Below are 21,147 nucleotides of genomic sequence, written 5' to 3'. Positions count from 1 at the left end.
AACCGGATGGTCAGACTTTTCATTTTTCTCGTTGTGGTGCTGGCTCTCGGCTGGGGTTTCTCATGGCTTGCGGATCGCCCCGGCCTGATTTCCATCACCTGGCAGGACCACCTGATCGAAACGAGCCTGATGGTGGCCGCGACCGCCATGGTCGCGCTGATCGGCCTTGCGATGCTCCTCTGGTGGATCGTCGGGGTGATCTGGACCTCGCCCTATTCCGTCCGCCGTTATTTTCGCGCCCGCAAGCGCGACCGCGGTTACCAGGCGCTGTCGACCGGCTTGATCGCCGCCGGTGCCGGCAATGCGCTGCTCGCCCGCAAGATGAGCCTTCGCACCCGCGGGCTGATCAGTGCAGACCAGGAGCCATTGATACATCTCCTCGAAGCCCAGGCAGCCTTGATCGAAGGCAAGCACGACGAAGCGCGCAAAAAGTTCGAGCAGATGGCCGAGGATCCGGAAACCCGCGAACTGGGCCTGCGTGGCCTCTACATGGAAGCCCGCCGGCTCGGCGCCAACGAGGCCGCCCGCCAATATGCGGAAAAAGCCGTCGAGCATGCGCCCTACCTGCCCTGGGCTGCCCAGGCGACGCTCGAATCCCGCAGCCAGGCCGGCCGCTGGGACGATGCGATCCGCCTGCTCGACCAGCAGCGCATGGCCAATATCCTCGAAAAGCCGCAGGCCGAGCGCTGGAAGGCCGTGCTTCTGACGGCCAAGGCGAACGATCGGCTGGAGGGCGATCCGAAGGGCGCCCGCGACGATGCCATGGCGGCCTTGAAGCTCGCCAAGGATCTAGTGCCCGCCGCAGTCATCGCCGCCAAGGCCTGGCTGCGCGAGGACAATGTCCGCAAGGCGGCATCCACCCTCGAAGGTGTCTGGAAGCTCGGGCCGCATCCGGAAATCGCCGGCGCCTATATCCGCGCCCGCAGCGGCGACAGCACCGTGGATCGGCTGAAACGCGCCGAAAAGCTCGAGGCGATGCGCCCGAACAATGTCGAATCGCTGCTGGCCGTGGCCCAGGCCGCGCTCGATGCCCAGCAATTCAAGAAGGCGCGTGCCAAGGCGGAAGCCGCCGCCCGCATGCAGCCGCGGGAGGCCGTCTACCTGTTGCTCGCCGATATCGAGGAAGCCGAAACCGGCGACCAGGGCCGCGTTCGCCACTGGATGGCGCAAGCGTTGCGCGCACCGCGGGACCCCGCCTGGGTCGCCGATGGTTTCGTCTCGGAAAAATGGCTGCCGCTCTCTCCGGTGACCGGCCGGCTCGATGCTTTCGAGTGGAAGGCGCCGTTCGACCAGCTCGAAGGCCCGGTCGAGGAAGGTTCGCTCGCGGCCGATACCGCGATCGCCAGCCTGCCGCCTGTCACGGTCAGCGAGGCGAAGGCCGACACCGCGACAGAAGAGACCCCGAAGCCCATTCTCGTCGAGGTCAAGCCAGCCCCGCAGGAGGCAAAGCCGGCTCAGAAGGAGTTAGCTGTTGCAGCAAAAACACCAGCCCCGGCGAATGTGACGCCGAAGGACGGAAAATCCCCTGAAAATGAGGAGGAGCCCGTTCCCTTTTTCGGCCGCCCGCCGGATGATCCGGGTGTGAAAGATCCCGATGCCGCGCAGCCCGCAACGAGGCTCCGGCTGTTCTAGAATGGCGAGGGCCTGGAGATAGATGTTAGATCGCATTCAGGCCTTCCTCCAAACTCTGACAGGGTCCCACCATACGCAGGAATTCGCCTCCGATGACCCCCGGGTGGCGTTTGTCGCGCTCTGTTTCCAGGTGATGGAGGCGGATGGCAACGTCTCGCCCCGGGAACAGCAGAAGTTTCGCGACCTGCTGCGCGAACGTTACGACTTGAGCGAGGATCGCCTGAAGGCGTTGATCGAGATCGGCCATCAGGCCGGCAGCGAGGCGGTTGACTATTACCGCTTCACTTCCGATCTTAGAAAACATCTCGTCGACGAAGAGGACCGCGTCGAGCTTCTCGGCATCCTCTGGGATATCGTTTATGCCGACGGCCAGCGCAGCGAGATCGAAGATCACGTGATCTGGAGGATCGCCGATCTTCTGGGCGTTTCGGCGCGCGACAGGGTTCTGGAGCGTCAGCAGGCCGCCGCCCGTGCAACCGGAGGAGTTGAGGGAGGAGACTGAGGACGTTGTTGAAATGCTGATGTTTCCCTCCCGTCATACCCGAAAACTTCCCGTGCTCATCGTGCTGCACCAGGAGCGCTCGTCGCCCGGGCGCGTCGGCCAGATGCTTTCCGACAAGGGTTTCCCTCTCGATATCCGCCGCCCCGTGCTCGGCGATCCCCTGCCGGACACCATGGCCGATCACTCCGGCGCGGTGATCTTCGGCGGGCCGATGAGCGCCAACGACCCGGATCCGTTCGTCAGGACGGAGATCGACTGGATCGGCGTTCCACTCAGGGAGAACAAGCCCTATCTCGGCATCTGCCTCGGCGCCCAGATGATGGTGCGCCATCTCGGCGGCACGGTCGCCGCGGAGAAAAACGGCCTAACCGAAATCGGTTGGTATCCGCTACGCGCTACCGAACACGGCCGGCTGCTGATGAAATGGCCGAAAATGGTCTATCACTTCCACCGCGAAGGCTTCGACATCCCGCGCGGCGTGCAGCTGCTTGCCGAAGGCGACGCTTATCCCAACCAGGCGATCCGCTACGGCGACAACGCCTGGGGCCTGCAGTTCCACGCGGAACTGACACGGGCCATGATGCAGCGCTGGGTCGTGCATGGCGCCGAGCGTTTCACCATGCCGAATGCACAGGCGGGCCGCGACCACCTAGAGGGCCGGATGATCTTCGACGCGCCGCTCAAGGAATGGCTCTGGAATTTCCTCGATCTCGTCTTCGACCCGCAGGCCCACGGCACGCAGGCCGACGGCGAACAGATCGGACACGGTCGACAGCCGGCGCTTCAGGCCGGCTGAACCGATCTCTCTTCCCGGTCCGGCGCATCGAGACTGTCGATCCTGCGCAGCTTCGGGAAGCCCATGGCCCAGATGATCGCGACGCCCAGCGTGCCGACACCGCCGATGACCACGGCCGGTACGGCGCCGAAGATCGAGGCCATCGTACCCGCGCGGAACTCCCCGAGCTCGTTGGACGCACCGACGAACACCATGTTGACCGCGTTGACCCGGCCGCGCACCTCGTCCGGCGTCCAGAGCGCGATCAGCGTCTCGCGCACATAGACCGAGATCATGTCGGACGCTCCCATCAGCATCAGCGCCGAGATCGACAGCCAGGGCGTCGCTGAGAGACCGAAGATCAGCGTGCCGAGGCCGAACAGCCCGACGCCGATGAACATCGCCAGACCGGCATGGTGGCGGATCGGATAGAAGGCGAGGTAGATCGCGACGACGATCGCCCCGACGCCCGGTGCTGCCCGCAGCATGCCGAGGCCCCAGGGGCCGAGTTCGAGAATGTCACGCGCAAAGATCGGCATCAGCGCCACCGCGCCGCCAAGCAGGACCGCGAAGAGATCCAGCGAGATCGCTCCGAGCACGATCTTTTCCCGCGAGATGAAGTGGAAGCCGGCCAGGATCTGGCCCCAGCTCACCTTTTCCGCAGCGTTGCGCTGCGGAGGCTTCGGGATCATGAACACCAGGGCGGCGGCGAGGACGAGGAAGACCAGTGCGACCGAATAGGCAGAAACCGCGCTGATGCCGTAGAGCAGGCCGCCGGCAACCGGGCCGAGGATCGCCGCCGTCTGCCAGGACGAGGAATTCCAGGCGACTGCGTTCGGCAGGTCCTGTTCCGGCACCAGGTTGGGACCGAGCGACTGGACCGCCGGCCCCATGAAGGCCCGTTCGATCCCGAACACGATCAGGATGCCGAAAACCGGCCAGGGCGAAAACGAATGGGTGACGGTGAGAGCCAGAAGGGCGCCGGCGCAGAGCGCCCCGACCACCATGCAGATCGCCATGATCGCGCGTCGGTTATAACGGTCAGCGACCGAACCGGTGACGAGGATCAGGAGCAGCGACGGCAGGAACTGGAAAAGGCCGATCAGGCCGAGATAGAGCGGATTGCTCGTCTCGTCGTACATCTGCCAGCCGACCGCGACGCTGATGATCTGGATCGCAAAAGCCGAGAAAAGTCGGGAAAAGAAGAAGCGAGTATAAGATGAGTGCCGGAAGGCGGCGAAACGATCGCCCGAGGCAGAAATGGACATGAGGCAACACTTTCAGCGGAGCCGGAAGCCGGCAGCGTGCCCGCCGCCCGTTAAACATGAATCGGATGAGGCGCGGGCGCGGCACTTGCCCGTTAGTTCGCCAATGTCTACATGTCTGTCAACAAAGAAATGGAGACGTTAATGCTCGCCCTGTTTCAGACCATCGATTTGGCCTTGAACCTCTATACCTGGGTGCTGATCGCCAGCGCCATCTTCTCGTGGCTCTATGCCTTCAACGTCATCAATTCGAGAAACCAGTTCGTCGATGCGATCGGCCGTTTCCTCTTCGCCGTCACCGAGCCGGCGCTGCGTCCCATCCGTCGCATCATGCCGGACCTCGGCGGCATCGATATCTCGCCCGTCATCCTGCTCCTGATCATCTTCTTCATTCGCTCGCTGATGTGGACGTCGATCTATCCGCTGGTTGCGTGAGCGGCGCCTACAGCAAGCATTCCGACCATCTGCGGCTCGCAATCCGGCTTACGCCGAATTCGGGCCGCAATGCCGTCGAGGGCATCGAGACCGCTGCCGATGGCGAGGTGTTCCTGAAGGCACGCGTCACCGCCGTGCCGGAGGACGGCAAGGCCAACAAGGCGCTGATCTTGCTGCTGGCCGATACGTTCCGCCTTCCCAAATCCTCCATTTCGATCCTGTCGGGCGAAACCGCGCGCAAAAAAATCCTCCGGATCGATGGCGACCCGGAGGATTTGGAGGAGAAATTCAAAAAGGTCCTGAAGGCCTGACGGCTTATTTCTGGGCCTTGTAGCGCTCGATGGCTTCGATGATCAGCGTCTTTGCCACGTCGACATTCTGCCAGCCGCCGATCTTCACCCATTTGCCGGGCTCCAGATCCTTGTAGTGCTCGAAGAAATGCTCGATCTGCTTCAGCGTGATCTCGGGCATGTCGGTGTAGTTCTTGATCTTGTCGTAGCGCTGGGTCAGCTTCGGAACCGGCACGGCGATGATCTTCTCGTCCTTGCCGCCGTCGTCTTCCATGATCATCACGCCGATCGGGCGCACGTTGATGACGCAGCCCGGAACCAGCGGGCGGGTGTTGCAGATGAGGACGTCGATCGGGTCGCCGTCTTCCGAAAGCGTATGCGGTACGAAGCCGTAATTGCCCGGATAGGTCATCGGCGTGTAGAGGAAGCGGTCGACGACGAGAGCGCCGGCTTCCTTGTCCATTTCGTACTTGATCGGCTGGCCGCCGACCGGCACTTCAACGATGACGTTGACGTCTTCAGGCGGATTCTTGCCAACGGAAATTGCATCGATACGCATTCTGGTCCCCGATGAGGTTCAACAAAGTTAAGCGTCGATAGCGGGAATCATGCTGCAAGGCAACAAGGCTTTGACGCCAATGTTGAACCGCAATACGCGCCGCAACACTAGAAATCTTTCAAATTCAGGGAGTTGGAGGCGGACCGTTCAGGACCAGACGAAACCGATCTTGCGAAGCTGAGTGCCGCCAAAATCCTCCATGCCTTCGGCAAGGTCCACGCCGCCGTGCCGGCGGAAGAAACGCGCCGCGTGCTCGCTGTCCTCCAGGCACCAGACGACGAGACCTTCGCAGCCGAGCGACTTCAGGAGCCGGCGGCTTTCGCCGAACAGACGGCGGCCAAGGCCGATGCCCTGAAATTCCGGACGCAGATAGATTTCGTAGACCTCGCCGTCATAAGGCAGGGCACGGGCCCGGTTGAGGCCGATCGTGGCGTAACCGGCGACCTGGTCGGCGACATCGAGCACCAGCAGGGTCGCGGGTCCGCGGGTCGCCTTGCGCCACCATGCCTCGCCCCGGCGCTCCAGCATCTGGGTCAGCGGCTTGTGGGGAATGAGGCCTGCATAGGCCTGGGTCCATGCCTGGCGGTGCGCCTCGGAAATGGCGCGAGCGTCTTGCGGGTCGGCCCGCCGGACATCGATCGATAACGTTTTCATAACGTTTACTCTAGGCCCTGATGCTGGCAATCCGCCATTCCACCAATGTGTGTAGAGCGGATTGCCCACAGACTTCTCATGTGGACGACGCGGCAACGTTAACGTGTTTTTAACCTTTGCGACAAGGGCGGCCGGGTCTCAGGCACAGAAAAAAACCCGGCATTTCTGCCGGGTTTTGAAAGGCTCAGAGCATGCTGTCGAAATCAGGCGATTTTCGCCTTGCCGAAGCGCTTGCGGTCGTTGGCGTCGAGATAGGTCTTGCGCAGCCGGATGTTCTTCGGCGTCACTTCCATCAGCTCGTCGTCCTGGATCCAGGACAGCGCACGGTCGAGCGTCATGCGGATCGGCGGGGTCAGCCTGACGGCTTCGTCCTTGCCGGCAGAACGGATGTTGGTCAGCTGCTTGCCCTTGAGGACATTGACCTCAAGGTCGTTGTCTCTGCTGTGAATGCCGATGATCATGCCCATATAGACCTTTTCGCCCGGCTCGATGATCATCGGGCCACGGTCTTCCAGATTGAACATCGCATAGGCAACGGCTTCGCCGGACTGGTTGGACAGGAGCACGCCGTTGGTGCGGCCACCGATCTCGCCCTTGTAGGGCTGATAGTCGTGGAACAGGCGGTTCATGATCGCCGTGCCGCGGGTATCGGTCAGCAGTTCCGACTGATAGCCGATCAGGCCGCGGGTCGGCGCGAAGAATACCAGGCGAACGCGGCTGCCGCCGGACGGACGCAGCTCGGCCATTTCGGCCTTGCGCTCGGACATCTTCTGCACGACGACGCCGGAATGCTCCTCATCGACGTCGATGACGACTTCCTCGATCGGCTCCATCAGCGTGCCGTCCTCGGACTTGTGCATGACGACGCGCGGACGCGACACGGCAAGCTCAAAACCTTCGCGGCGCATGGTTTCGATCAGGACGGCGAGCTGCAATTCGCCACGACCGGAAACGTAGAACGAATCCTTGCCCTCGGCTTCCTCGATCTTCAGCGCGACATTGCCTTCGGCTTCCTTGAACAGGCGGTCGCGGATGACGCGGCTCGTCACCTTGTCGCCTTCGGTGCCGGCAAGCGGGCTGTCGTTGACGAGGAAGGACATGGTAACGGTCGGCGGGTCGATCGGCTGTGCATGCAGCGCCTCGGTGACCGAGGGATCGCAGAACGTGTCGGCGACGGTGCCCTTTGAGAGGCCGGCAATGGCGACGATATCGCCCGCATGCGCTTCGTCGATCGGCGTACGCTCGATGCCGCGGAAGGCGAGGATCTTGGAGATACGGCCGGTTTCGACCGTCTTGCCGTCCTGGGACAGCACCTTGACGGGCTGGTTCGGCTTGATCGAGCCGGAATGGATACGGCCGGTGATGATGCGGCCGAGGAAGGGGTTGGCTTCGAGCAGCGTGCCGATCATGCGGAACGCGCCGTCTTCTTCACCGACGCTCGGCTCGGGAACGTGCTTCAGCACCAGGTCGAGAAGCGGGGCGAGCCCCTCATCCTTCGGGCCTTCCGGATTGACGTTCATCCAGCCATCGCGACCGGAACCGTAGAGGATCGGGAAATCGAGCTGTTCGTCGGTGGCGTCGAGATTGGCGAAGAGGTCGAAGACTTCGTTGATGACTTCCTCGTGGCGGCCGTCCGGACGGTCGATCTTGTTGATCGCGACGATCGGGCGAAGGCCGACCTTCAGCGCCTTGCCGACCACGAACTTGGTCTGCGGCATCGGGCCTTCCGAGGAGTCGACGAGAACGATCGCGCCGTCCACCATTGAGAGAATGCGCTCGACTTCGCCGCCGAAGTCGGCGTGGCCGGGGGTGTCGACGATGTTGACGCGAACGCCCTTCCACTCGATCGAGGTCGCCTTGGCAAGAATGGTGATGCCACGTTCTTTTTCGAGATCGTTGCTGTCCATCATGCGCTCGGTGGTGCGCTGGTTGTCACGGAACGAGCCGGACTGCTTCAGGAGTTCGTCGACAAGAGTGGTCTTCCCATGGTCGACGTGTGCGATGATCGCGATATTTCGCATTTTCATGTTTTGAATCTCTGAGCTCTTGGCGCGGCAACGGGAGGCGGCACCCAATTCGTTTTGCGGCCTCATACCCTGTTTTTCGCATTTGCGAAAGGGGTGAGCGCGATGATGGTTGATAGCTGTTTCGCCACCAGCCCGCTGCGCCTCAAGACGGTGGCCAAGAGGAGCGGCAGGAGGGTGGTCGCCACGATTGCAATGAAGGCCATGGCGACACCGAGCCAGATCGACCCCCGCGCGACTGCCGCCAGATCGATGTTGCGATCTGGCGCTACGGTATTACGGCCGCCGCATGACAGGCCGATGATCGGCAAATCTTCGGCCCTATTCTATCCCGGAAGACTCGGAATCGCAACGCGCTCAGGCGTCGCTGCCGGAAAGCTCCTCGACCATCGCGAGGCCCTTTTTCTTCAGCATCGCCTTCGGGTCCGGCAACTTTCCGCGGAACGCCTTGTAGGTCTCTTCCGGATCTATCGAGCCCCCGACGGAGTAGATGTTGTTCTTGAGCTTGCGCGCCATGACCGGATCGAAGGCGTTGCCGGTTTCCTCGAAGGCGGAGAAGGCGTCCGCATCGAGCACTTCCGACCACATGTAGGAATAGTAGCCCGCCGAATAACCGTCACCCGAAAACACGTGCTGGAAATGCGGCGTCGCGTGGCGCATGACGATCGAGGCCGGCATGCCGATCTCGTCGAGCACTTCCTTCTGCACCGCCATCGGATCTTCGACCGCTCCGCGGGTATGAAACGCCATGTCCACCAGCGCCGAGGAGGTGAATTCCACCGTCGCGAAACCGGCGTTGAAGGTGCGGGCCGCCAGCACCTTGTCGAGCAGCGCCTTCGGCATCGGCTTGCCGGTTTCGTAATGCACGGCATATTTTTCCAGGATTTCCGGCACGGTCAGCCAATGCTCGTAAAGCTGCGACGGCAGTTCGACGAAATCGCGCGACACGCCGGTGCCGGAGACCGACGGATAGGTGACATCCGACAGCATGCCGTGCAGCGCGTGGCCGAATTCGTGGAACAGGGTGCGGGCGTCGTCGATCGACAGCAAGGCCGGCTTGCCTTCGGCGGGCTTGGCAAAATTGCAGACGTTGTAAATGATCGGCAGCTCGCCTGTCGCGCCGTTCTTCAGCGGCAGCTTATGCTGCGACTGGAGGGAATTCATCCAGGCGCCGGAGCGCTTCGAGGACCGGGCGAAATAATCGCCGAGGAACAGCGCCTTCAGAAAACCGTCCCGGTCGCGGACCTCGAACACCCGCACATCCGGATGGTAGGCCGAAACACCCTTCACCTCGACCGCCTTGATGCCGAACAGGCGATCGGCGACATCGAAGCAGGCCTCGATGATCTTTTCGAGCTGCAGATAGGGCTTCAGTTCGGTTTCGGAGAAATCGAAGGTCCGCTGCCGCAGCTTCTCGGCATAATAACGCCAGTCCCACGGCATGACCTCGTGGTTCTTGCCCTCCTCGGCGATCAGGCCGCCAAGGCTCGCCTCTTCCTCCAGCGCCTTGGAGCGCGCCTTGTCCCAGACCTGGCGGAGCAGCGTATTCACCGCATCGGACGTCTTCGCCATTGTGTTGTCGAGCTTGTAGGCCGCGAAATTTTCGTATCCGAGCAGTTTTGCCTTTTCCGCCCGCAGCGCCAGCGTTTCGCGCACGATCCCGAGATTGTCGGTCTCGCCGCCGTTTTGTCCGCGCGCCGCCCAGGCCCTGAAAGCCTGTTCGCGCAGGTCCCGGCGGGTCGAGAAGGTGAGGAACGGTTCGATGATCGAGCGCGACAGCGTCACCATATAGCCGTCCGCCTCGCCGCGTTCGCGGGCCGCGGATGCCATGGCATCGCGCAGGAACGCCGGCAGGCCGTCGAGCTCGGCCTCGTCGGACAATTTCAGCGACCAGCTTTTCTCGTCGCCCAGAACGTTCTGGCCGAACTTGGCGCCGAGCCCGGCAAGTTTCTCGTTGATATCGGCAAGCCGCTCCTGCTCGGCCTTGGCAAGCTTGGCGCCGGCCTTGACGAAACCCTTCCAGTGACGTTCCAGCACCCGCTCTTCCTCGAGCGTCAGGCCCAGTTCCTTGCGATTGTCCCAGAGCGTATCGATGCGGGCAAACAGCGCCGCATTCATGCCGATCTTCGAATAATGGCGGGACATTTTTGGCGCGATCTCGCGCTCGAGTGCCTGGATATTCTCGTTGGTATGGGCACCGGCCTTGCCCCAGAACAGCGCCGAAACGCGCGACAGGGCATCGCCTGCGGTCTCCAGGGCAACGACCGTGTTGGTAAAGGTCGGCTCTTCCGGATTGTTGGCGATCGCATCGATCTCCGCTTCGTGGGCGGCAAGCGCTGCGTCGAAGCCGGGAGCGAAGTCCTCGTCCTTCACCTGATCGAAGCGCGGCAGGCCGTGATGACCGTTCCAGTCCACCAGAGCGGGGTTCACCAGAAGATTAGAAGACATGAATATATATCCTTCATAACGATGCTTCGCCATTCATATAGGAGAAGGCGGCGGGAATGGGTATGCGCCCGTCCATTTTCGTTTTTCAGCAAGAAATCATACACAACAATTAACGGTTATTAACCATTTGACGCAGTGCAGTAATCAAAGGTACTTTTGGCCCAGTATCCGATGAAACAGGATATAGCCATGGAAATCAGTTCCTTGCGCTGGTCTACCAACTTACTGCAAAGAGACCATTCTCGAAACAACAAGGTCGAGAAATCTTCCGAGCATGGAAGTCGGCAGAGCCAGATCACCTTTCAGGTGCCCGACGCGGATGAATCGCCGATTGATTTTTCGGCGATCACCCCGCGCGATCTGCGCGCGCTCGCGCTTGAAAACTATCAGGCCGGCAAGATCGACCAGGACACATACATAACGCTGTCCGAAGAACTTCCAACACACGCCGTCGATGCTCAAGGACAGTTGATGGACCTGTCGCAGGTCACCGACGAAACCGGCTTCAACTTCCACGACTATTACCGCAACCAGCTTGAAATCGCCATGTCGCTCGGCGATACGTCCCGCGCCAACGTCCTTCGCGCAGTCATGGCCTTCATCGAAGTCTGATCGGCAAAGCTTAGCCGCATCCCACCTTCAGGCCCGCCGATAGCCGAACAGGCCCGGTGCCGAGTGCCAGAGCGCCTGCACCGCAAAGCCGATGAACAGCAGTCCGGAAAGCCGGACGATCACCCTCTCGTGTTTCCGATAGAAACGCCGCACCACGCCGGCGCCGATAATCCCGATCAGCACCAGATCGGCGGTCAGGAACCCGATCAGCGACACGGCGAGAAGAAGCGGCAGCGCGCTGAAATCCAGTGCATCGGCAGAACTTGCGAGCAGCGCGGTGAACGTCGCCAGCGCCACCGGATATCCCTTGGGGTTCGTCAGGCCGAAGATCAGCCCGCGCCGCAGCGGTTTTTCGACCGTCACCAGAGCGCCGCCGTCCTCCTTCGGTTTCGCCCGCAATGCGCTCCAGCCGATCCAGCCGAGATAGAGCCCGCAGAAAACCCCGAGTATGTCGAAGAGGGTGGTGCCGACCGTCTTGGCGCCGATGATCGCCACCAGCGCCAGTCCGGACCACAGGATGTCCCCCGCCAGATGGCCGCCCATGAAGAAGGCCCCGGCCTGCCTTCCCTGCCCGGCACCGATGCCGAGCAGCGCCAGGAATGCCGGCCCGGGAATGAGCGTATAGGCAAGCGCCGCGAAAAAGGCGCCGGCAAGCAGCGATGATGACATCATGGTCTCCGTCGGAAGGCTGCGACAATCTCGCCTCCGGTTTTACCGGTGTCAATGCAACCAGCGTCCCCCTTTTCCGTTTGCCTCGCACCCGAAAGATAGTAAGCGTGCCTTATGAAATTCGACGACGAGGCAAAGGATGCCGAAAAGCATATGGATATTCTGGGGTTCCTGATCGTCGACAGTGCCCGACTGCTGCGTGCCGCCTTCGAGCGCCGCATCGCCCAGGCAGGCCTGGGGTTGACACCCGGCGAAGCTCGCGCCCTGATCAACATCGCGGCTCTCGACGGCAGCCGCCAGCTCGACATCGCCGCCCGCATGGGCGTCGAGCCGATGACGCTCTGCGCCTATCTCGACAAGCTGGAGGCACTCGGGTTGGTCGAAAGGCAGCAATGCTCCGCTGACCGGCGCGCCAAGCGGATCAATCTCACCGAGACTTCCAGCGAGATGATCGGTTCGATCCGCAACGAATTGAACGCCATCCTTGGCCAGGCGACCGAAGGCCTCAGCGAGGAAGACAACCGGATCCTGCGCGAGGCGCTGACCCTGTTCAACGCCAACCTGCAAGCCGCCGTCCCCTCCGCCGCACTGCAGACTGCACCTGATGAAAGCCGATAACATGCCGCCTATCCCCGCTCGGATGAGCGAACGCCGAACCACGATCATCGGCGCCCTCCTGACGGCGATCGGGCCGATTTCCATGGCGATCTATACGCCGGCGATGCCGGAACTGGTGCGCGCCTTCGACACCACGGAAGCGGCGATCAAGATGTCGCTGTCGCTCTATTTCGCGGGCTTTGCGCTGGCGCAGCTGGTCGCCGGGCCCGTCTCCGATGCCTTCGGCCGCAAGTCTGCCTCGCTGAGCTTCCTGCTCATCTATCTTGCCGGTTCTCTGCTTGCGGCCTTTGCTCCGACGGTCGAATGGGTGCTCGCCGGCCGCCTGATCCAGGGTATCGGCGCTTCGGTCGGCATCACCGTGTCGCGTGCCATCGTGCGGGACCAGTTCAACGGCGGCGACGCGGCGCGGATCATCAACACCATGGGCATCATCCTGGCGATCGGGCCGTCCCTCGGTCCGACGATCGGCGGCCTTGCACTCGCCGCCTTCGGCTGGCGATCGGTATTCCTGCTGATGGTCGGCTTCGGCGCCCTGCTCGTTTTTCTCTCCACCGTCTGCCTCAAGGAGACGACCGTGCCGGATCGCAGCCGGCTGAAGCCGCTGCGGCTCGTCCAGGCCTATGCGGAAATCGTCGCCTTGCCCCGCTTCCTGTTCACCGCGGTCGTTCTGGCCGGCGCGGTGGGCTCGATGTATGCCCAGGCGGCCGTGCTGCCGTTCATCCTGATCGAGAAGGTCGGGCTGACGCCAACCCAGTTCGGCCTGAGCATGCTGATGCAATCCGGCTTCTTCCTGATGGGTTCGGTCTGCCTCCGGGTCATATCGAGGTGGTTGCCCGCCGAACGCGCTCCCCTGGTCGGGCTGATCTTCAGCGGCTGCGGCGGCCTCGTCATGGCCCTTTCGGTCCACTACCTGCCGCCGTCGTTTCTGTCGGTCATGGTGCCGGTTGCGATGTGCGCCTTCGGGATCGCCTTCGTGTCGCCCTACATGACCGCCGCGGGCCTCATTCCCTTCCCGCATATTGCCGGGTCGGCATCGGCAATGATGGGCTTCATCCAGATGGGCGCCGGCTTCGTGGGCGGCGTCGCCGCCGCCTCGATCGGCTCGCCGCTGCCGGCCTTCGGCATCGTCATTCCCACCATGCACCTGATCGCCGTGCTCGGTTACATCGGTTTCCGGATGGCCAGCCGCCGGGCATGAAAAAACCCGCCTCCCCTTTCGGGCAGGCGGGCTTCGCTGATCGGGTTTTGGGGAATTACTTGCCGAGATTGCGCTTGGCGAGGGTGCGCAGGCGCAGCGCATTGAGCTTGATGAAGCCCGCTGCATCCTTCTGGTCGTAGGCGCCCTGGTCGTCCTCGAAGGTGACCAGCTTGTCGGAATAAAGCGACTTTTCGCTCTCGCGGCCGATGACCATGACATTGCCCTTGTAGAGCTTCAGCGTCACTTCGCCTTCCACGTGCTCCTGGCTCTTGTCGATCAGTGCCTGCAGCATTTCGCGCTCCGGCGAGAACCAGAAGCCGTAATAGATGAGCTCCGCGTAACGCGGCATGATGTCATCCTTGAGATGGGCTGCACCACGGTCGAGCGTGATGCTCTCGATCGCCCGGTGGGCGGCCAGCAGGATCGTACCGCCGGGGGTCTCGTAGACGCCGCGAGACTTCATGCCGACATAGCGGTTCTCGACGAGGTCGAGACGGCCGATGCCGTTGTCGCGGCCGTAATTGTTGAGCGCGGCAAGCAAGGTCGCCGGCGACATGGCGACACCGTTGATGGAAACAGCATCGCCTTGTCTGAAGCCGACCTTGATGACGGTCGCCTTGTCCGGAGCAGCTTCCGGCGAGATCGTGCGCATATGCACGTATTCGGGAGCCTCGATGGCCGGATCTTCCAGAACCTTGCCTTCGGACGACGAATGCAGAAGGTTGGCGTCGACGGAGAACGGCGCCTCGCCCATCTTGTCCTTGGCGACCGGAATCTGGTTTTCCTCGGCGAATTTCAGAAGATCGGTGCGGCTCTTGAAAGCCCAGTCGCGCCAGGGCGCGATGACCTTGATATCCGGGTTCAGCGCATAGGCCGAAAGTTCGAAACGGACCTGGTCGTTGCCCTTGCCGGTGGCGCCGTGGGCGATCGCATCGGCGCCGGTCTTCCTAGCGATCTCGATCAGGTGCTTGGAGATCAGCGGACGGGCGATCGAGGTGCCGAGCAGGTAGACGCCTTCATAGACGGCATTGGCGCGGAACATCGGGAAGACGAAATCGCGCACAAATTCCTCGCGCACGTCCTCGATATAGATCTCCTTGATGCCGAGCATCTCGGCCTTCTTGCGGGCCGGCTCCAGCTCCTCGCCCTGGCCGAGATCGGCGGTGAAGGTCACTACCTCGGCGTTAAGTTCGGTTTGCAGCCATTTCAGGATGATCGAGGTGTCGAGACCGCCGGAATAGGCGAGAACGACCTTCTTTACGTCTTTCGGGAGTGCCATGTCGATTTACGTCCGTCTGCGGGTGGAAGCGGTTGTTGAAACTGCCAAGTCAGGAATTGCGGCACTTTTAGCGAGTTTCCTGAGGCGCGCAAGAAAAACCCGGCAAAGCCGATCAGAGATGGCCGCCGATATTCATTCGCTGGTGAAGGACGCGGATGATGGAAATCCGCGTTCTGCCAAATTTGAAAATGATGAGGTGGGAGCCACACGAAAGGCTGAAATAGCCTGATCGAATATGATCAATCGGCTTGCCACGCTTCAACTCGCCCGCCAGATCGGACATGGCATCTACGAGTTCGCGATAATATTCATCCGCCTGGGAGCGAGACCAAGTTTGAAATGAATAGCGCCATATTTTCTCGAGATCACTTCTGGCTCTGGGCGAAAGTGTGTATCCTTGGAGCTTACGCGCCATATTTGCGGTGCATTTCTTCAAGGAAACTATCTGGATCGAAAGGCTGCGGCTCGCCCGAGGCCTCGCCTTCTTCGATCGCCGCGCGAATGGCCTCGATACCGCCCTCGCTGTCACGCAGAAGCCGTAAGGCGGCCTCCACCACTTCGCTTGGCGAACTGTAGTTGCCGCCGCTCACCTGCCTGTCGATGAACGCAGTCAGTTCCTCATCCACTGTGATCGATGTCATCTTGCCCATGAAGCGGCTCCGGTGTGACGCCCTCTCTTGTGACGCCCTTGTCATGTTGACAGGTTTTGATGAGGGTACCATATCCCGCCCGACCTTTGAACAGCAGCGCCCTAGAGGAGATCTGCCATGACCATCACTCATCCCGCTCTGAAAAAGGACAACGTCGCCGTGATTACCGGGGCGGCATCCGGCATCGGTCTCGCCGCCGCGAAGGAATTTGCCCGGATGGGCCTTTCCGTCGTCCTTGCCGATCTGGAGGGCGACAAGCTCGCGGAAGCCTGCCGCGAGGTCGCGGCTCTTGCCGAAGACGGCGAGGCGGATGTCGCCGCCATCGGCACCGACGTCTCGAAGCCGGACGAGATCGAGGCTCTGGAACGCGCCGTCATCCAGCGTTTCGGCCGGGTGCATGTGCTGATGAACAATGCCGGCATCAGCCCGGGGAGCTCGATATTCGGGCCGCAGGTCAACTGGGACAGCATTTTCGCCGTCAACCTTTTGGGCGTCATCAACGGCACGCGGACGTTCGGCCCAGCCATGATCGCCCATGGCGAACCGTCGCTGATCGTCAACACAGGCTCGAAACAGGGGATCACGACACCGCCGGGCAACCCCGCCTACAATGTCGCCAAGGCCGGTGTGAAGGCGTTCACCGAAGCGCTCCAGCACGAGCTTCGCAACACGCCCGACTGCCAGGTATCGGCGCATCTGCTCATCCCCGGCTTCGTGTTTACCGGCCTGACCAAGGGCGAACGCATCGAAAAGCCTGCCGACGCCTGGACGCCGGAACAGACGGTCGAGTTCATGCTCGCCAGCCTCGCGCGCGGCGACTTCTACATCCTGTGCCCCGACAACGACGTGGACCGGGCAACCGACGAACGTCGCATGGCCTGGGCGATCGGCGACATCATCGAGAACCGCCCGCCGCTGTCGCGCTGGCATCCGGATTTCGCGGATGCATCAAAGGAATTCATCAACGGACGTCGATAGATTGATTTGGCAAGGCTTCGAAAGCCGGGTAAATGGAGCATTCCTTTATCCGGCTATTCGAGCGTGACCCATGGAATTCCTGCCGAGCCTTGCCGCCCTGCTTGCCTTCACCGCCGCCGGCCTGCTTCTGGCCCTGACGCCCGGGCCTGACATGACGCTGTCGATCAGCCGCGCGCTGGGCGAAGGCCGCCGCCCGGCTCTGTTCGTGGTGCTCGGCACCAGCCTCGGCGTCGTCTGCCATACGCTGCTCGTCGCCTTCGGCATCTCGGCGCTCATCACCGCATCGCCGACCGCCTTCTTCATCCTCAAGACCGGCGGCGCCGCCTATCTCCTGTGGCTGGCGATCCAGGCGATCCGCTTCGGCTCGAACTTTTCCGTCGAGCAGGTTGAAAAGACCGCGAGCAGTCCGCTCGCCAACATCTCGACGGGCTTCTGGGTCAATATCCTCAATCCGAAGGTCATCATCTTCTTCATGACCTTCCTGCCGCAGTTCGTGACGGCCGGTGATCCGCATGTCACCGGCAAGCTCATCTTTTTCGGCTTCTATTTCATCGTCATCGGCATGCCGGTAAACCTGATCGTCGTTCTAGCCGCCGACTGGCTTTCGGGCTGGCTGCAGGCCAACCCGAAGGTCCTGCGGGGCATCGACTACACTTTCGCCGGCGTCTTCTCGATCTTCGCGGCGAAGATTTTCTTCACGCAGGCCCGGTAGGAGCGCCCCGGACCAGCGCGTCCAGCCGTCCCGAAAGAAACAGCTTTTCCGCATCGGATTGGGAAAGTTCAATCGCCCGGCGGTAGGCAAGCCTTGCTTGATCTATTTGTCCGTCCCGGGCCAGGAGATCGGCTTGAACGGCATAAAAAGGCTGGTACTCCACCAGAGCCATGGCAATGGGTTTGAGACAGGCCAATGCGGTAGCCGGACCTTCCACATAGGACACGGCAACGATCCGGTTGAGCTCATAGACGGGATTGTCGGCGGTACGGGTAAGTTCTGCATAGAGCGAGGCGATCTGCTGCCAGTCCGTCTTGGGAAAACTCGGCGCTTCGGCATGCACGGCGATGATCGCCGCCTGTATCTGATAGGGCCCGGGTCGCCGGCGGCACAGCGCCTGTTCGATGAGAGCAAGGCCTTCCGAAATCTCGGCCCGGTCCCATAAACGTCGATCCTGAGCCTCAAGTGTCAAAATCTCGCCGCTGGCGCCGATCCGCGCCGCCCGCCGGGCATGATGCAGCAACATCAGCGCCAGCAGTCCCTCGATCTCGGGTTCGTGGGGCTTGAGCCTGGTCAGCAGCCGGCCGAGGCGGATCGCCTCCTCGCAGAGATCGGCGCGGATATGATGGCCGCTTCCAGAGGCATAACCTTCGTTGAAGATGAGATAGACGACCGCGAGCACACTTTCGAGCCTTGCGGCCCAGCCGTCTGGTCCCGGAACCTCATAGGCAATGCCGGCCTTGGCAATCTTGTGGCGGGCACGCACCAGCCGCTGTGCCATGGCCTCGTGCCCGTCCAGATAGGCATTCGCGATCTCTTCGGTCTTCAACCCGCAGACCGAACGCAGGGTCAAAGCCACGCAGGTCTTTTTGTCGAGCGCCGGATGGCAGCAGGCGAAGATCAGCTTCAGCCGCTCGTCGCCGATCGGATCGGGCTCGTCTGCTGCGGCAGATTTGTTCTCCAGCTCGATGAGATGCGCGATCTCCGCCGATTTTGCGTGGAAATTGGCCGAGCGCCGCAGCCGGTCGATGGCCTTGCGTCGAGCCACCTGCATCAACCAGGCATTCGGCGAGGCGGGCAAACCGTTCCGGTTCCAGTGGATCAATGCGGATTCGAGCGCATCCTGCAGGCCATCTTCAGCCAGCTGGAAATCCCGGAGCGATCCGACGAGGCTGGAAAGAAGGCGGCCGCCGTCTTGCCGGGCGATCCTGTCGATCGCCTCGGCAATCGGAGCCCTCGCCGCAGGGCCGTTCATCAGCGGTCGAAAACCATGATCGGCCGCACTTCCACCGCACCGTGAGCCGCACCGGGGATCATCGCGGCATAGCGGATCGCATCGTCGAGCGAAGAGCAATCAAGGATGTAGAAGCCGGCAAGCTGCTCCTTGGTTTCAGCGAAAGGACCATCCATCGTTTCGGTCCTGCCGTCCCGCACGCGCACGGTCGTGGCGGTCGTCGCGGGCTGCAGCGCATCGCCGGAAACATAGACGCCGTCGCGTTTGTAGGTCTCGTTGGCGAGCTTGTAGCCCTCCATCATTCGGCCGAAATTCGGAGAATCGGGAGGCGTCATCGTTGCCGGGCTCGTGTAGATCAGCGCCATATATTTCATGTCCGTATCCTCGGTTCAGCCACCGCTCAATTGCGATGGTGACCGATAACGAACGGGATGCAAGCCGATCGACATGCGCGCCGTGAAATATTTCCGGCAGCCTCAGTCGTCCTCGCCGTGGCCGGCGATCATCATCGCCTCGAAGGCGAGGCGGTCGGTCTTGCGCATCCGCTCCGATTCCGATTTCAGCTGGCCGCAGGCGGCGAGGATGTCGCGGCCGCGCGGGGTGCGGATCGGCGAGGCGTAACCGGCCTGGTTGATGAAATCGGCAAACTTTTCGATCTGCGCCCATTCCGAACACTGGTAGTTCGTGCCCGGCCAGGGGTTGAACGGGATCAGGTTGATCTTCGCCGGAACGCCCTTCAAGAGCTGGATCAGCGCCTTGGCGTCTTCCAGGCTGTCGTTGACGTCCTTCAGCATCACATATTCGAAGGTGATGCGGCGGGCGTTCGAAAGGCCCGGATAGTTGCGGCAGGCCTCGATCAGCTCCTTCAGCGGATATTTCTTGTTGATCGGCACCAGCATGTCGCGCAGTTCGTCGCGCACCGCATGCAGCGAAATCGCCAGCATCACACCGATCTCGTCGCCGGTCCGGTAGATTTCCGGCACCACACCCGAGGTCGACAATGTGACGCGGCGCTTCGACAGCGACAGCCCGTCGCCGTCGGTCGCGATCAGCAACGCGGTCTTGACGCTCTCGAAATTGTAGAGCGGCTCGCCCATGCCCATCATCACCACGTTGGTGACCTTACGGTCGCCGGTCGGCACATAGGCGCCGGGCGGCGTGTCGGTGCCCGGAAAGTCACCCAACCGGTCACGGGCCAGCAGCAACTGCGACAGGATTTCCTCGGCGGTCAGGTTGCGCACCAGCTTCTGGGTGCCGGTGTGACAGAAGGAACAGGTCAGCGTGCAGCCGACCTGGCTCGAGATGCAGAGCGTGCCGCGGCCTTCTTCCGGAATGTAGACGGTCTCGACTTCCACCGGACGGCCGGCGCCGCGCGGCGGAAAGCGCAGCAGCCATTTGCGGGTGCCGTCATTGGAAACCTGTTCCTCGACGATCTCCGGACGCGCGATGGTGAAATGTGCCTTCAGCATCTCGCGCATGTCCTTGGCGACATTGGTCATCGCGTCGAAATCGGACACGCCGCGGATATAGAGCCAGTGCCAGAGCTGGCTGACGCGCATGCGTACCTGCTTTTCCGAGACGCCTTTTTCCTTCAGCGCCTGCGCCATGTCCTCGCGCGTCAGCCCGATCAGCGACGGCTTGGTGCCGAAGAGATCCGGATTGGCGACGAGCGGCTTCTTGATGGCGACCGGCGCCAGAGCCTCTGAGACTGACATTCTTTTATCCCGTTCGAACACATGCAGCTTTCCCACATTCGATCAGCGGGAAAGTCGGGGCATGTTGAATGCGTGAAACCTGTATCGGCCCATCGGGCACATGTGCCGGACCTTCGTTGAGGCGGGCTTTATCATCAAATAGCCGCCGCGTCACTATTCTTCAAGAAACGCAAAAGGCCGGTCACGGGACCGGCCTTCGAGCTCTTGCTGCCTGCGGACGCTTACTTGCAGGTTTCGATCTGCTTCAGCGCTGCCGCGATGCCCTGCAGCGAATAGGCATAGGAGGTCTTGGTGCCACGGCCGGAAACTGCGCTGACGCTCATGTTTTGGCCTGTCTTCATCGCCGCGACGAGCGCCGGCTCCTCGGCGGCGTTCTCGACCCAGGCCGCCTTGTCCTTGGTGAACATCGTGAAGTTCTTCTTGTCGATCGTCACGGTCACCTTGGAATTCGGCTGCAGCACGTATCCCACCATCGCCTGCGGCTCGTAGGAAATGTTCTGTCCGGGGCGCTGCGAGACGATGAAGAAGATATCGCCGTGATCGACGCTGGCCGGTTCCTTGGTGGTCGGCACTGAAAGCACGTAGCAGACATTGCTGGCGCCCGACTTGTAGGAATAGGCGCCCCATGCCTTGAACTGCTGGATGCGGGTTGGACCTGCGGCCGCTGCTGCCGGTGCCTGGGCCTGCTGCGGCTTGGCCGGGCCGGTGGCCTTCGGCGCCTGAGCCGATGCCAGGCCGGCGCTTGCAGCCAAAATTGCCAATGCGGTTGCGATTGTTCTTACAGACATGGTCTCCTGCCGGTTTTGTTCGTTCAACGGCCCGAGCGGGCAAGCCTTGCCAGGCATGATCCTGATTCGGCGCATTTTGACTTGATCCTGGTTACCAAACCGTCAACCAG

Annotated in this window: 24 protein-coding genes; 10 read left to right on the top strand and 14 right to left on the bottom strand. The window is 61.8% G+C overall.

What is annotated here, in order from left to right:
- The first annotated feature begins 6 nt into the window (after positions 1-6).
- Genes C5J26_RS26995 through C5J26_RS26985 form a run of 3 tightly spaced genes read left to right on the top strand, consistent with a single transcriptional unit; the run spans position 7 to position 2,930 of the window.
- Positions 7-1,632, top strand: coding sequence for a heme biosynthesis protein HemY (locus tag C5J26_RS26995; RefSeq protein WP_105404569.1), 1,626 nt, complete (start codon positions 7-9; stop codon positions 1,630-1,632).
- A 22-nt stretch (positions 1,633-1,654) separates the two neighbouring features.
- Positions 1,655-2,134, top strand: coding sequence for a TerB family tellurite resistance protein (locus tag C5J26_RS26990; RefSeq protein WP_105404568.1), 480 nt, complete (start codon positions 1,655-1,657; stop codon positions 2,132-2,134).
- Between the two features lie 13 nt (positions 2,135-2,147).
- Positions 2,148-2,930 (top strand): glutamine amidotransferase, encoded by a 783-nt coding sequence (locus tag C5J26_RS26985; RefSeq protein ID WP_371681955.1) that lies wholly within the window; start codon positions 2,148-2,150, stop codon positions 2,928-2,930.
- Here C5J26_RS26985 and C5J26_RS26980 read toward each other — a convergent pair.
- Complete coding sequence (locus tag C5J26_RS26980) at positions 2,918-4,177, bottom strand: MFS transporter (protein WP_105404567.1); 1,260 nt, start codon at positions 4,175-4,177, stop codon at positions 2,918-2,920. The two genes, C5J26_RS26985 and C5J26_RS26980, sit on opposite strands and share 13 nt — an antisense overlap.
- Before the next feature lie 141 nt (positions 4,178-4,318).
- On the opposite strand from C5J26_RS26980, the gene C5J26_RS26975 reads away from it, so the two are divergent.
- Entirely contained in the window at positions 4,319-4,609 is a 291-nt protein-coding gene (locus C5J26_RS26975) for a YggT family protein (RefSeq protein ID WP_037081547.1), read from the top strand.
- A complete protein-coding gene (locus C5J26_RS26970) occupies positions 4,606-4,920 on the top strand; it encodes a DUF167 domain-containing protein (RefSeq protein ID WP_105404566.1) in 315 nt (104 codons plus the stop codon). Before C5J26_RS26975 ends, C5J26_RS26970 begins: the two co-directional genes overlap by 4 nt.
- Positions 4,921-4,924: 4 nt before the next feature.
- On the opposite strand, the gene ppa is transcribed toward C5J26_RS26970, so the two are convergent.
- From ppa to C5J26_RS26945, 5 genes are all read right to left on the bottom strand, one after another.
- Positions 4,925-5,458, bottom strand: coding sequence for an inorganic diphosphatase (gene ppa / locus C5J26_RS26965; RefSeq protein ID WP_037081533.1), 534 nt, complete (start codon positions 5,456-5,458; stop codon positions 4,925-4,927).
- A gap of 147 nt (positions 5,459-5,605) precedes the next feature.
- Positions 5,606-6,112 (bottom strand): GNAT family N-acetyltransferase, encoded by a 507-nt coding sequence (locus C5J26_RS26960; protein ID WP_105404565.1) that lies wholly within the window; start codon positions 6,110-6,112, stop codon positions 5,606-5,608.
- Between the two features lie 203 nt (positions 6,113-6,315).
- Positions 6,316-8,139 (bottom strand): translational GTPase TypA, encoded by a 1,824-nt coding sequence (gene typA, locus C5J26_RS26955; protein WP_105404622.1) that lies wholly within the window; start codon positions 8,137-8,139, stop codon positions 6,316-6,318.
- Between the two features lie 62 nt (positions 8,140-8,201).
- Entirely contained in the window at positions 8,202-8,447 is a 246-nt protein-coding gene (locus C5J26_RS26950; protein WP_245441292.1) for a hypothetical protein, read from the bottom strand.
- Positions 8,448-8,493: 46 nt separating this feature from the next.
- A complete protein-coding gene (locus C5J26_RS26945; protein ID WP_105404621.1) occupies positions 8,494-10,584 on the bottom strand; it encodes a M3 family metallopeptidase in 2,091 nt (696 codons plus the stop codon).
- Positions 10,585-10,773: 189 nt separating this feature from the next.
- Here C5J26_RS26945 and C5J26_RS26940 point away from each other — a divergent pair, with 189 nt between their 5' ends.
- Positions 10,774-11,196, top strand: a complete 423-nt coding sequence (locus C5J26_RS26940; RefSeq protein WP_105404564.1) for a hypothetical protein — start codon at positions 10,774-10,776, stop codon at positions 11,194-11,196.
- Positions 11,197-11,223: 27 nt separating this feature from the next.
- Here C5J26_RS26940 and C5J26_RS26935 read toward each other — a convergent pair whose 3' ends face one another.
- Positions 11,224-11,865, bottom strand: a complete 642-nt coding sequence (locus C5J26_RS26935; RefSeq protein ID WP_105404563.1) for a LysE family translocator — start codon at positions 11,863-11,865, stop codon at positions 11,224-11,226.
- Between the two features lie 114 nt (positions 11,866-11,979).
- Here C5J26_RS26935 and C5J26_RS26930 point away from each other — a divergent pair, with 114 nt between their 5' ends.
- Both C5J26_RS26930 and C5J26_RS26925 read left to right on the top strand, forming a co-directional pair.
- Positions 11,980-12,483 (top strand): MarR family winged helix-turn-helix transcriptional regulator, encoded by a 504-nt coding sequence (locus C5J26_RS26930; protein WP_371681954.1) that lies wholly within the window; start codon positions 11,980-11,982, stop codon positions 12,481-12,483.
- Between the two features lie 22 nt (positions 12,484-12,505).
- Positions 12,506-13,681 carry a multidrug effflux MFS transporter gene (locus tag C5J26_RS26925; protein WP_105404562.1) on the top strand — a complete coding sequence of 392 codons (1,176 nt, stop codon included), beginning with the start codon at positions 12,506-12,508 and terminating at the stop codon, positions 13,679-13,681.
- A gap of 55 nt (positions 13,682-13,736) precedes the next feature.
- Here the strand turns inward: C5J26_RS26925 and C5J26_RS26920 are convergent, their stop codons facing one another.
- The 3 genes from C5J26_RS26920 to C5J26_RS26910 form a co-directional block, all read right to left on the bottom strand.
- On the bottom strand, positions 13,737-14,960 hold the full coding sequence (locus C5J26_RS26920) for an argininosuccinate synthase (RefSeq protein ID WP_105404561.1): 1,224 nt from the start codon (positions 14,958-14,960) through the stop codon (positions 13,737-13,739).
- A 112-nt stretch (positions 14,961-15,072) separates the two neighbouring features.
- The gene (locus C5J26_RS33725) at positions 15,073-15,375 is read right to left on the bottom strand and encodes a type II toxin-antitoxin system RelE/ParE family toxin (RefSeq protein ID WP_105404560.1); all 303 of its coding nucleotides are present in this window, start codon (positions 15,373-15,375) and stop codon (positions 15,073-15,075) included.
- Entirely contained in the window at positions 15,365-15,610 is a 246-nt protein-coding gene (locus C5J26_RS26910) for a type II toxin-antitoxin system ParD family antitoxin (RefSeq protein WP_105404559.1), read from the bottom strand. The genes C5J26_RS33725 and C5J26_RS26910 overlap by 11 nt, the downstream gene beginning before the upstream one ends.
- A 117-nt stretch (positions 15,611-15,727) precedes the next feature.
- Between C5J26_RS26910 and C5J26_RS26905 the strand changes: the two genes are divergently transcribed.
- Both C5J26_RS26905 and C5J26_RS26900 read left to right on the top strand, forming a co-directional pair.
- A complete protein-coding gene (locus C5J26_RS26905; protein WP_105404558.1) occupies positions 15,728-16,588 on the top strand; it encodes an SDR family NAD(P)-dependent oxidoreductase in 861 nt (286 codons plus the stop codon).
- Positions 16,589-16,658: 70 nt separating this feature from the next.
- Positions 16,659-17,300 carry a LysE family translocator gene (locus C5J26_RS26900; RefSeq protein ID WP_046665101.1) on the top strand — a complete coding sequence of 214 codons (642 nt, stop codon included), beginning with the start codon at positions 16,659-16,661 and terminating at the stop codon, positions 17,298-17,300.
- Here the strand turns inward: C5J26_RS26900 and C5J26_RS26895 are convergent.
- The 4 genes from C5J26_RS26895 to C5J26_RS26880 all read right to left on the bottom strand — a co-directional run bounded on the left by C5J26_RS26895 (position 17,284) and on the right by C5J26_RS26880 (position 21,037).
- Positions 17,284-18,555: an RNA polymerase sigma factor gene (locus C5J26_RS26895; RefSeq protein WP_105404557.1), complete on the bottom strand. Its 1,272-nt coding sequence runs from the start codon at positions 18,553-18,555 to the stop codon at positions 17,284-17,286. The two genes, C5J26_RS26900 and C5J26_RS26895, sit on opposite strands and share 17 nt — an antisense overlap.
- A complete protein-coding gene (locus tag C5J26_RS26890) occupies positions 18,555-18,908 on the bottom strand; it encodes a YciI family protein (protein ID WP_046605228.1) in 354 nt (117 codons plus the stop codon). The genes C5J26_RS26895 and C5J26_RS26890 overlap by 1 nt, the downstream gene beginning before the upstream one ends.
- A 102-nt stretch (positions 18,909-19,010) precedes the next feature.
- A complete protein-coding gene (rlmN, locus tag C5J26_RS26885) occupies positions 19,011-20,249 on the bottom strand; it encodes a 23S rRNA (adenine(2503)-C(2))-methyltransferase RlmN (RefSeq protein ID WP_105404556.1) in 1,239 nt (412 codons plus the stop codon).
- Positions 20,250-20,470: 221 nt separating this feature from the next.
- On the bottom strand, positions 20,471-21,037 hold the full coding sequence (locus tag C5J26_RS26880; RefSeq protein ID WP_080955221.1) for an invasion associated locus B family protein: 567 nt from the start codon (positions 21,035-21,037) through the stop codon (positions 20,471-20,473).
- Positions 21,038-21,147 lie beyond the last annotated feature (110 nt).

Origin of the sequence: Neorhizobium sp. T7_12, from assembly GCF_002968535.1 — a bacterium.
Lineage (GTDB): Bacteria > Pseudomonadota > Alphaproteobacteria > Rhizobiales > Rhizobiaceae > Neorhizobium > Neorhizobium tomejilense.
Note: the sequence above shows the minus strand (reverse complement) of the source record. Positions and strands in the feature narration are given on the sequence as shown.

What these genes read in the sequence shown, in the direction of transcription:
- C5J26_RS26985 (WP_371681955.1), top strand. Translation starts at nt 2,148, where the DNA reads ATGCTGATGTTTCCCTCCCGTCATACCCGAAAACTTCCCGTGCTCATC.
- C5J26_RS26920 (WP_105404561.1), bottom strand. Translation starts at nt 14,960, where the DNA reads ATGGCACTCCCGAAAGACGTAAAGAAGGTCGTTCTCGCCTATTCCGGC.
- C5J26_RS26935 (WP_105404563.1), bottom strand. Translation starts at nt 11,865, where the DNA reads ATGTCATCATCGCTGCTTGCCGGCGCCTTTTTCGCGGCGCTTGCCTAT.
- C5J26_RS26960 (WP_105404565.1), bottom strand. Translation starts at nt 6,112, where the DNA reads ATGAAAACGTTATCGATCGATGTCCGGCGGGCCGACCCGCAAGACGCT.
- C5J26_RS26890 (WP_046605228.1), bottom strand. Translation starts at nt 18,908, where the DNA reads ATGAAATATATGGCGCTGATCTACACGAGCCCGGCAACGATGACGCCT.
- C5J26_RS26995 (WP_105404569.1), top strand. Translation starts at nt 7, where the DNA reads ATGGTCAGACTTTTCATTTTTCTCGTTGTGGTGCTGGCTCTCGGCTGG.
- typA (WP_105404622.1), bottom strand. Translation starts at nt 8,139, where the DNA reads ATGAAAATGCGAAATATCGCGATCATCGCACACGTCGACCATGGGAAG.
- rlmN (WP_105404556.1), bottom strand. Translation starts at nt 20,249, where the DNA reads ATGTCAGTCTCAGAGGCTCTGGCGCCGGTCGCCATCAAGAAGCCGCTC.
- C5J26_RS26940 (WP_105404564.1), top strand. Translation starts at nt 10,774, where the DNA reads ATGGAAATCAGTTCCTTGCGCTGGTCTACCAACTTACTGCAAAGAGAC.
- C5J26_RS26925 (WP_105404562.1), top strand. Translation starts at nt 12,506, where the DNA reads ATGAGCGAACGCCGAACCACGATCATCGGCGCCCTCCTGACGGCGATC.
- C5J26_RS26930 (WP_371681954.1), top strand. Translation starts at nt 11,980, where the DNA reads ATGAAATTCGACGACGAGGCAAAGGATGCCGAAAAGCATATGGATATT.
- C5J26_RS33725 (WP_105404560.1), bottom strand. Translation starts at nt 15,375, where the DNA reads ATGGCGCGTAAGCTCCAAGGATACACACTTTCGCCCAGAGCCAGAAGT.
- C5J26_RS26905 (WP_105404558.1), top strand. Translation starts at nt 15,728, where the DNA reads ATGACCATCACTCATCCCGCTCTGAAAAAGGACAACGTCGCCGTGATT.
- C5J26_RS26990 (WP_105404568.1), top strand. Translation starts at nt 1,655, where the DNA reads ATGTTAGATCGCATTCAGGCCTTCCTCCAAACTCTGACAGGGTCCCAC.
- C5J26_RS26980 (WP_105404567.1), bottom strand. Translation starts at nt 4,177, where the DNA reads ATGTCCATTTCTGCCTCGGGCGATCGTTTCGCCGCCTTCCGGCACTCA.
- C5J26_RS26880 (WP_080955221.1), bottom strand. Translation starts at nt 21,037, where the DNA reads ATGTCTGTAAGAACAATCGCAACCGCATTGGCAATTTTGGCTGCAAGC.
- C5J26_RS26975 (WP_037081547.1), top strand. Translation starts at nt 4,319, where the DNA reads ATGCTCGCCCTGTTTCAGACCATCGATTTGGCCTTGAACCTCTATACC.
- C5J26_RS26900 (WP_046665101.1), top strand. Translation starts at nt 16,659, where the DNA reads ATGGAATTCCTGCCGAGCCTTGCCGCCCTGCTTGCCTTCACCGCCGCC.
- C5J26_RS26945 (WP_105404621.1), bottom strand. Translation starts at nt 10,584, where the DNA reads ATGTCTTCTAATCTTCTGGTGAACCCCGCTCTGGTGGACTGGAACGGT.
- C5J26_RS26910 (WP_105404559.1), bottom strand. Translation starts at nt 15,610, where the DNA reads ATGGGCAAGATGACATCGATCACAGTGGATGAGGAACTGACTGCGTTC.
- ppa (WP_037081533.1), bottom strand. Translation starts at nt 5,458, where the DNA reads ATGCGTATCGATGCAATTTCCGTTGGCAAGAATCCGCCTGAAGACGTC.
- C5J26_RS26895 (WP_105404557.1), bottom strand. Translation starts at nt 18,555, where the DNA reads ATGAACGGCCCTGCGGCGAGGGCTCCGATTGCCGAGGCGATCGACAGG.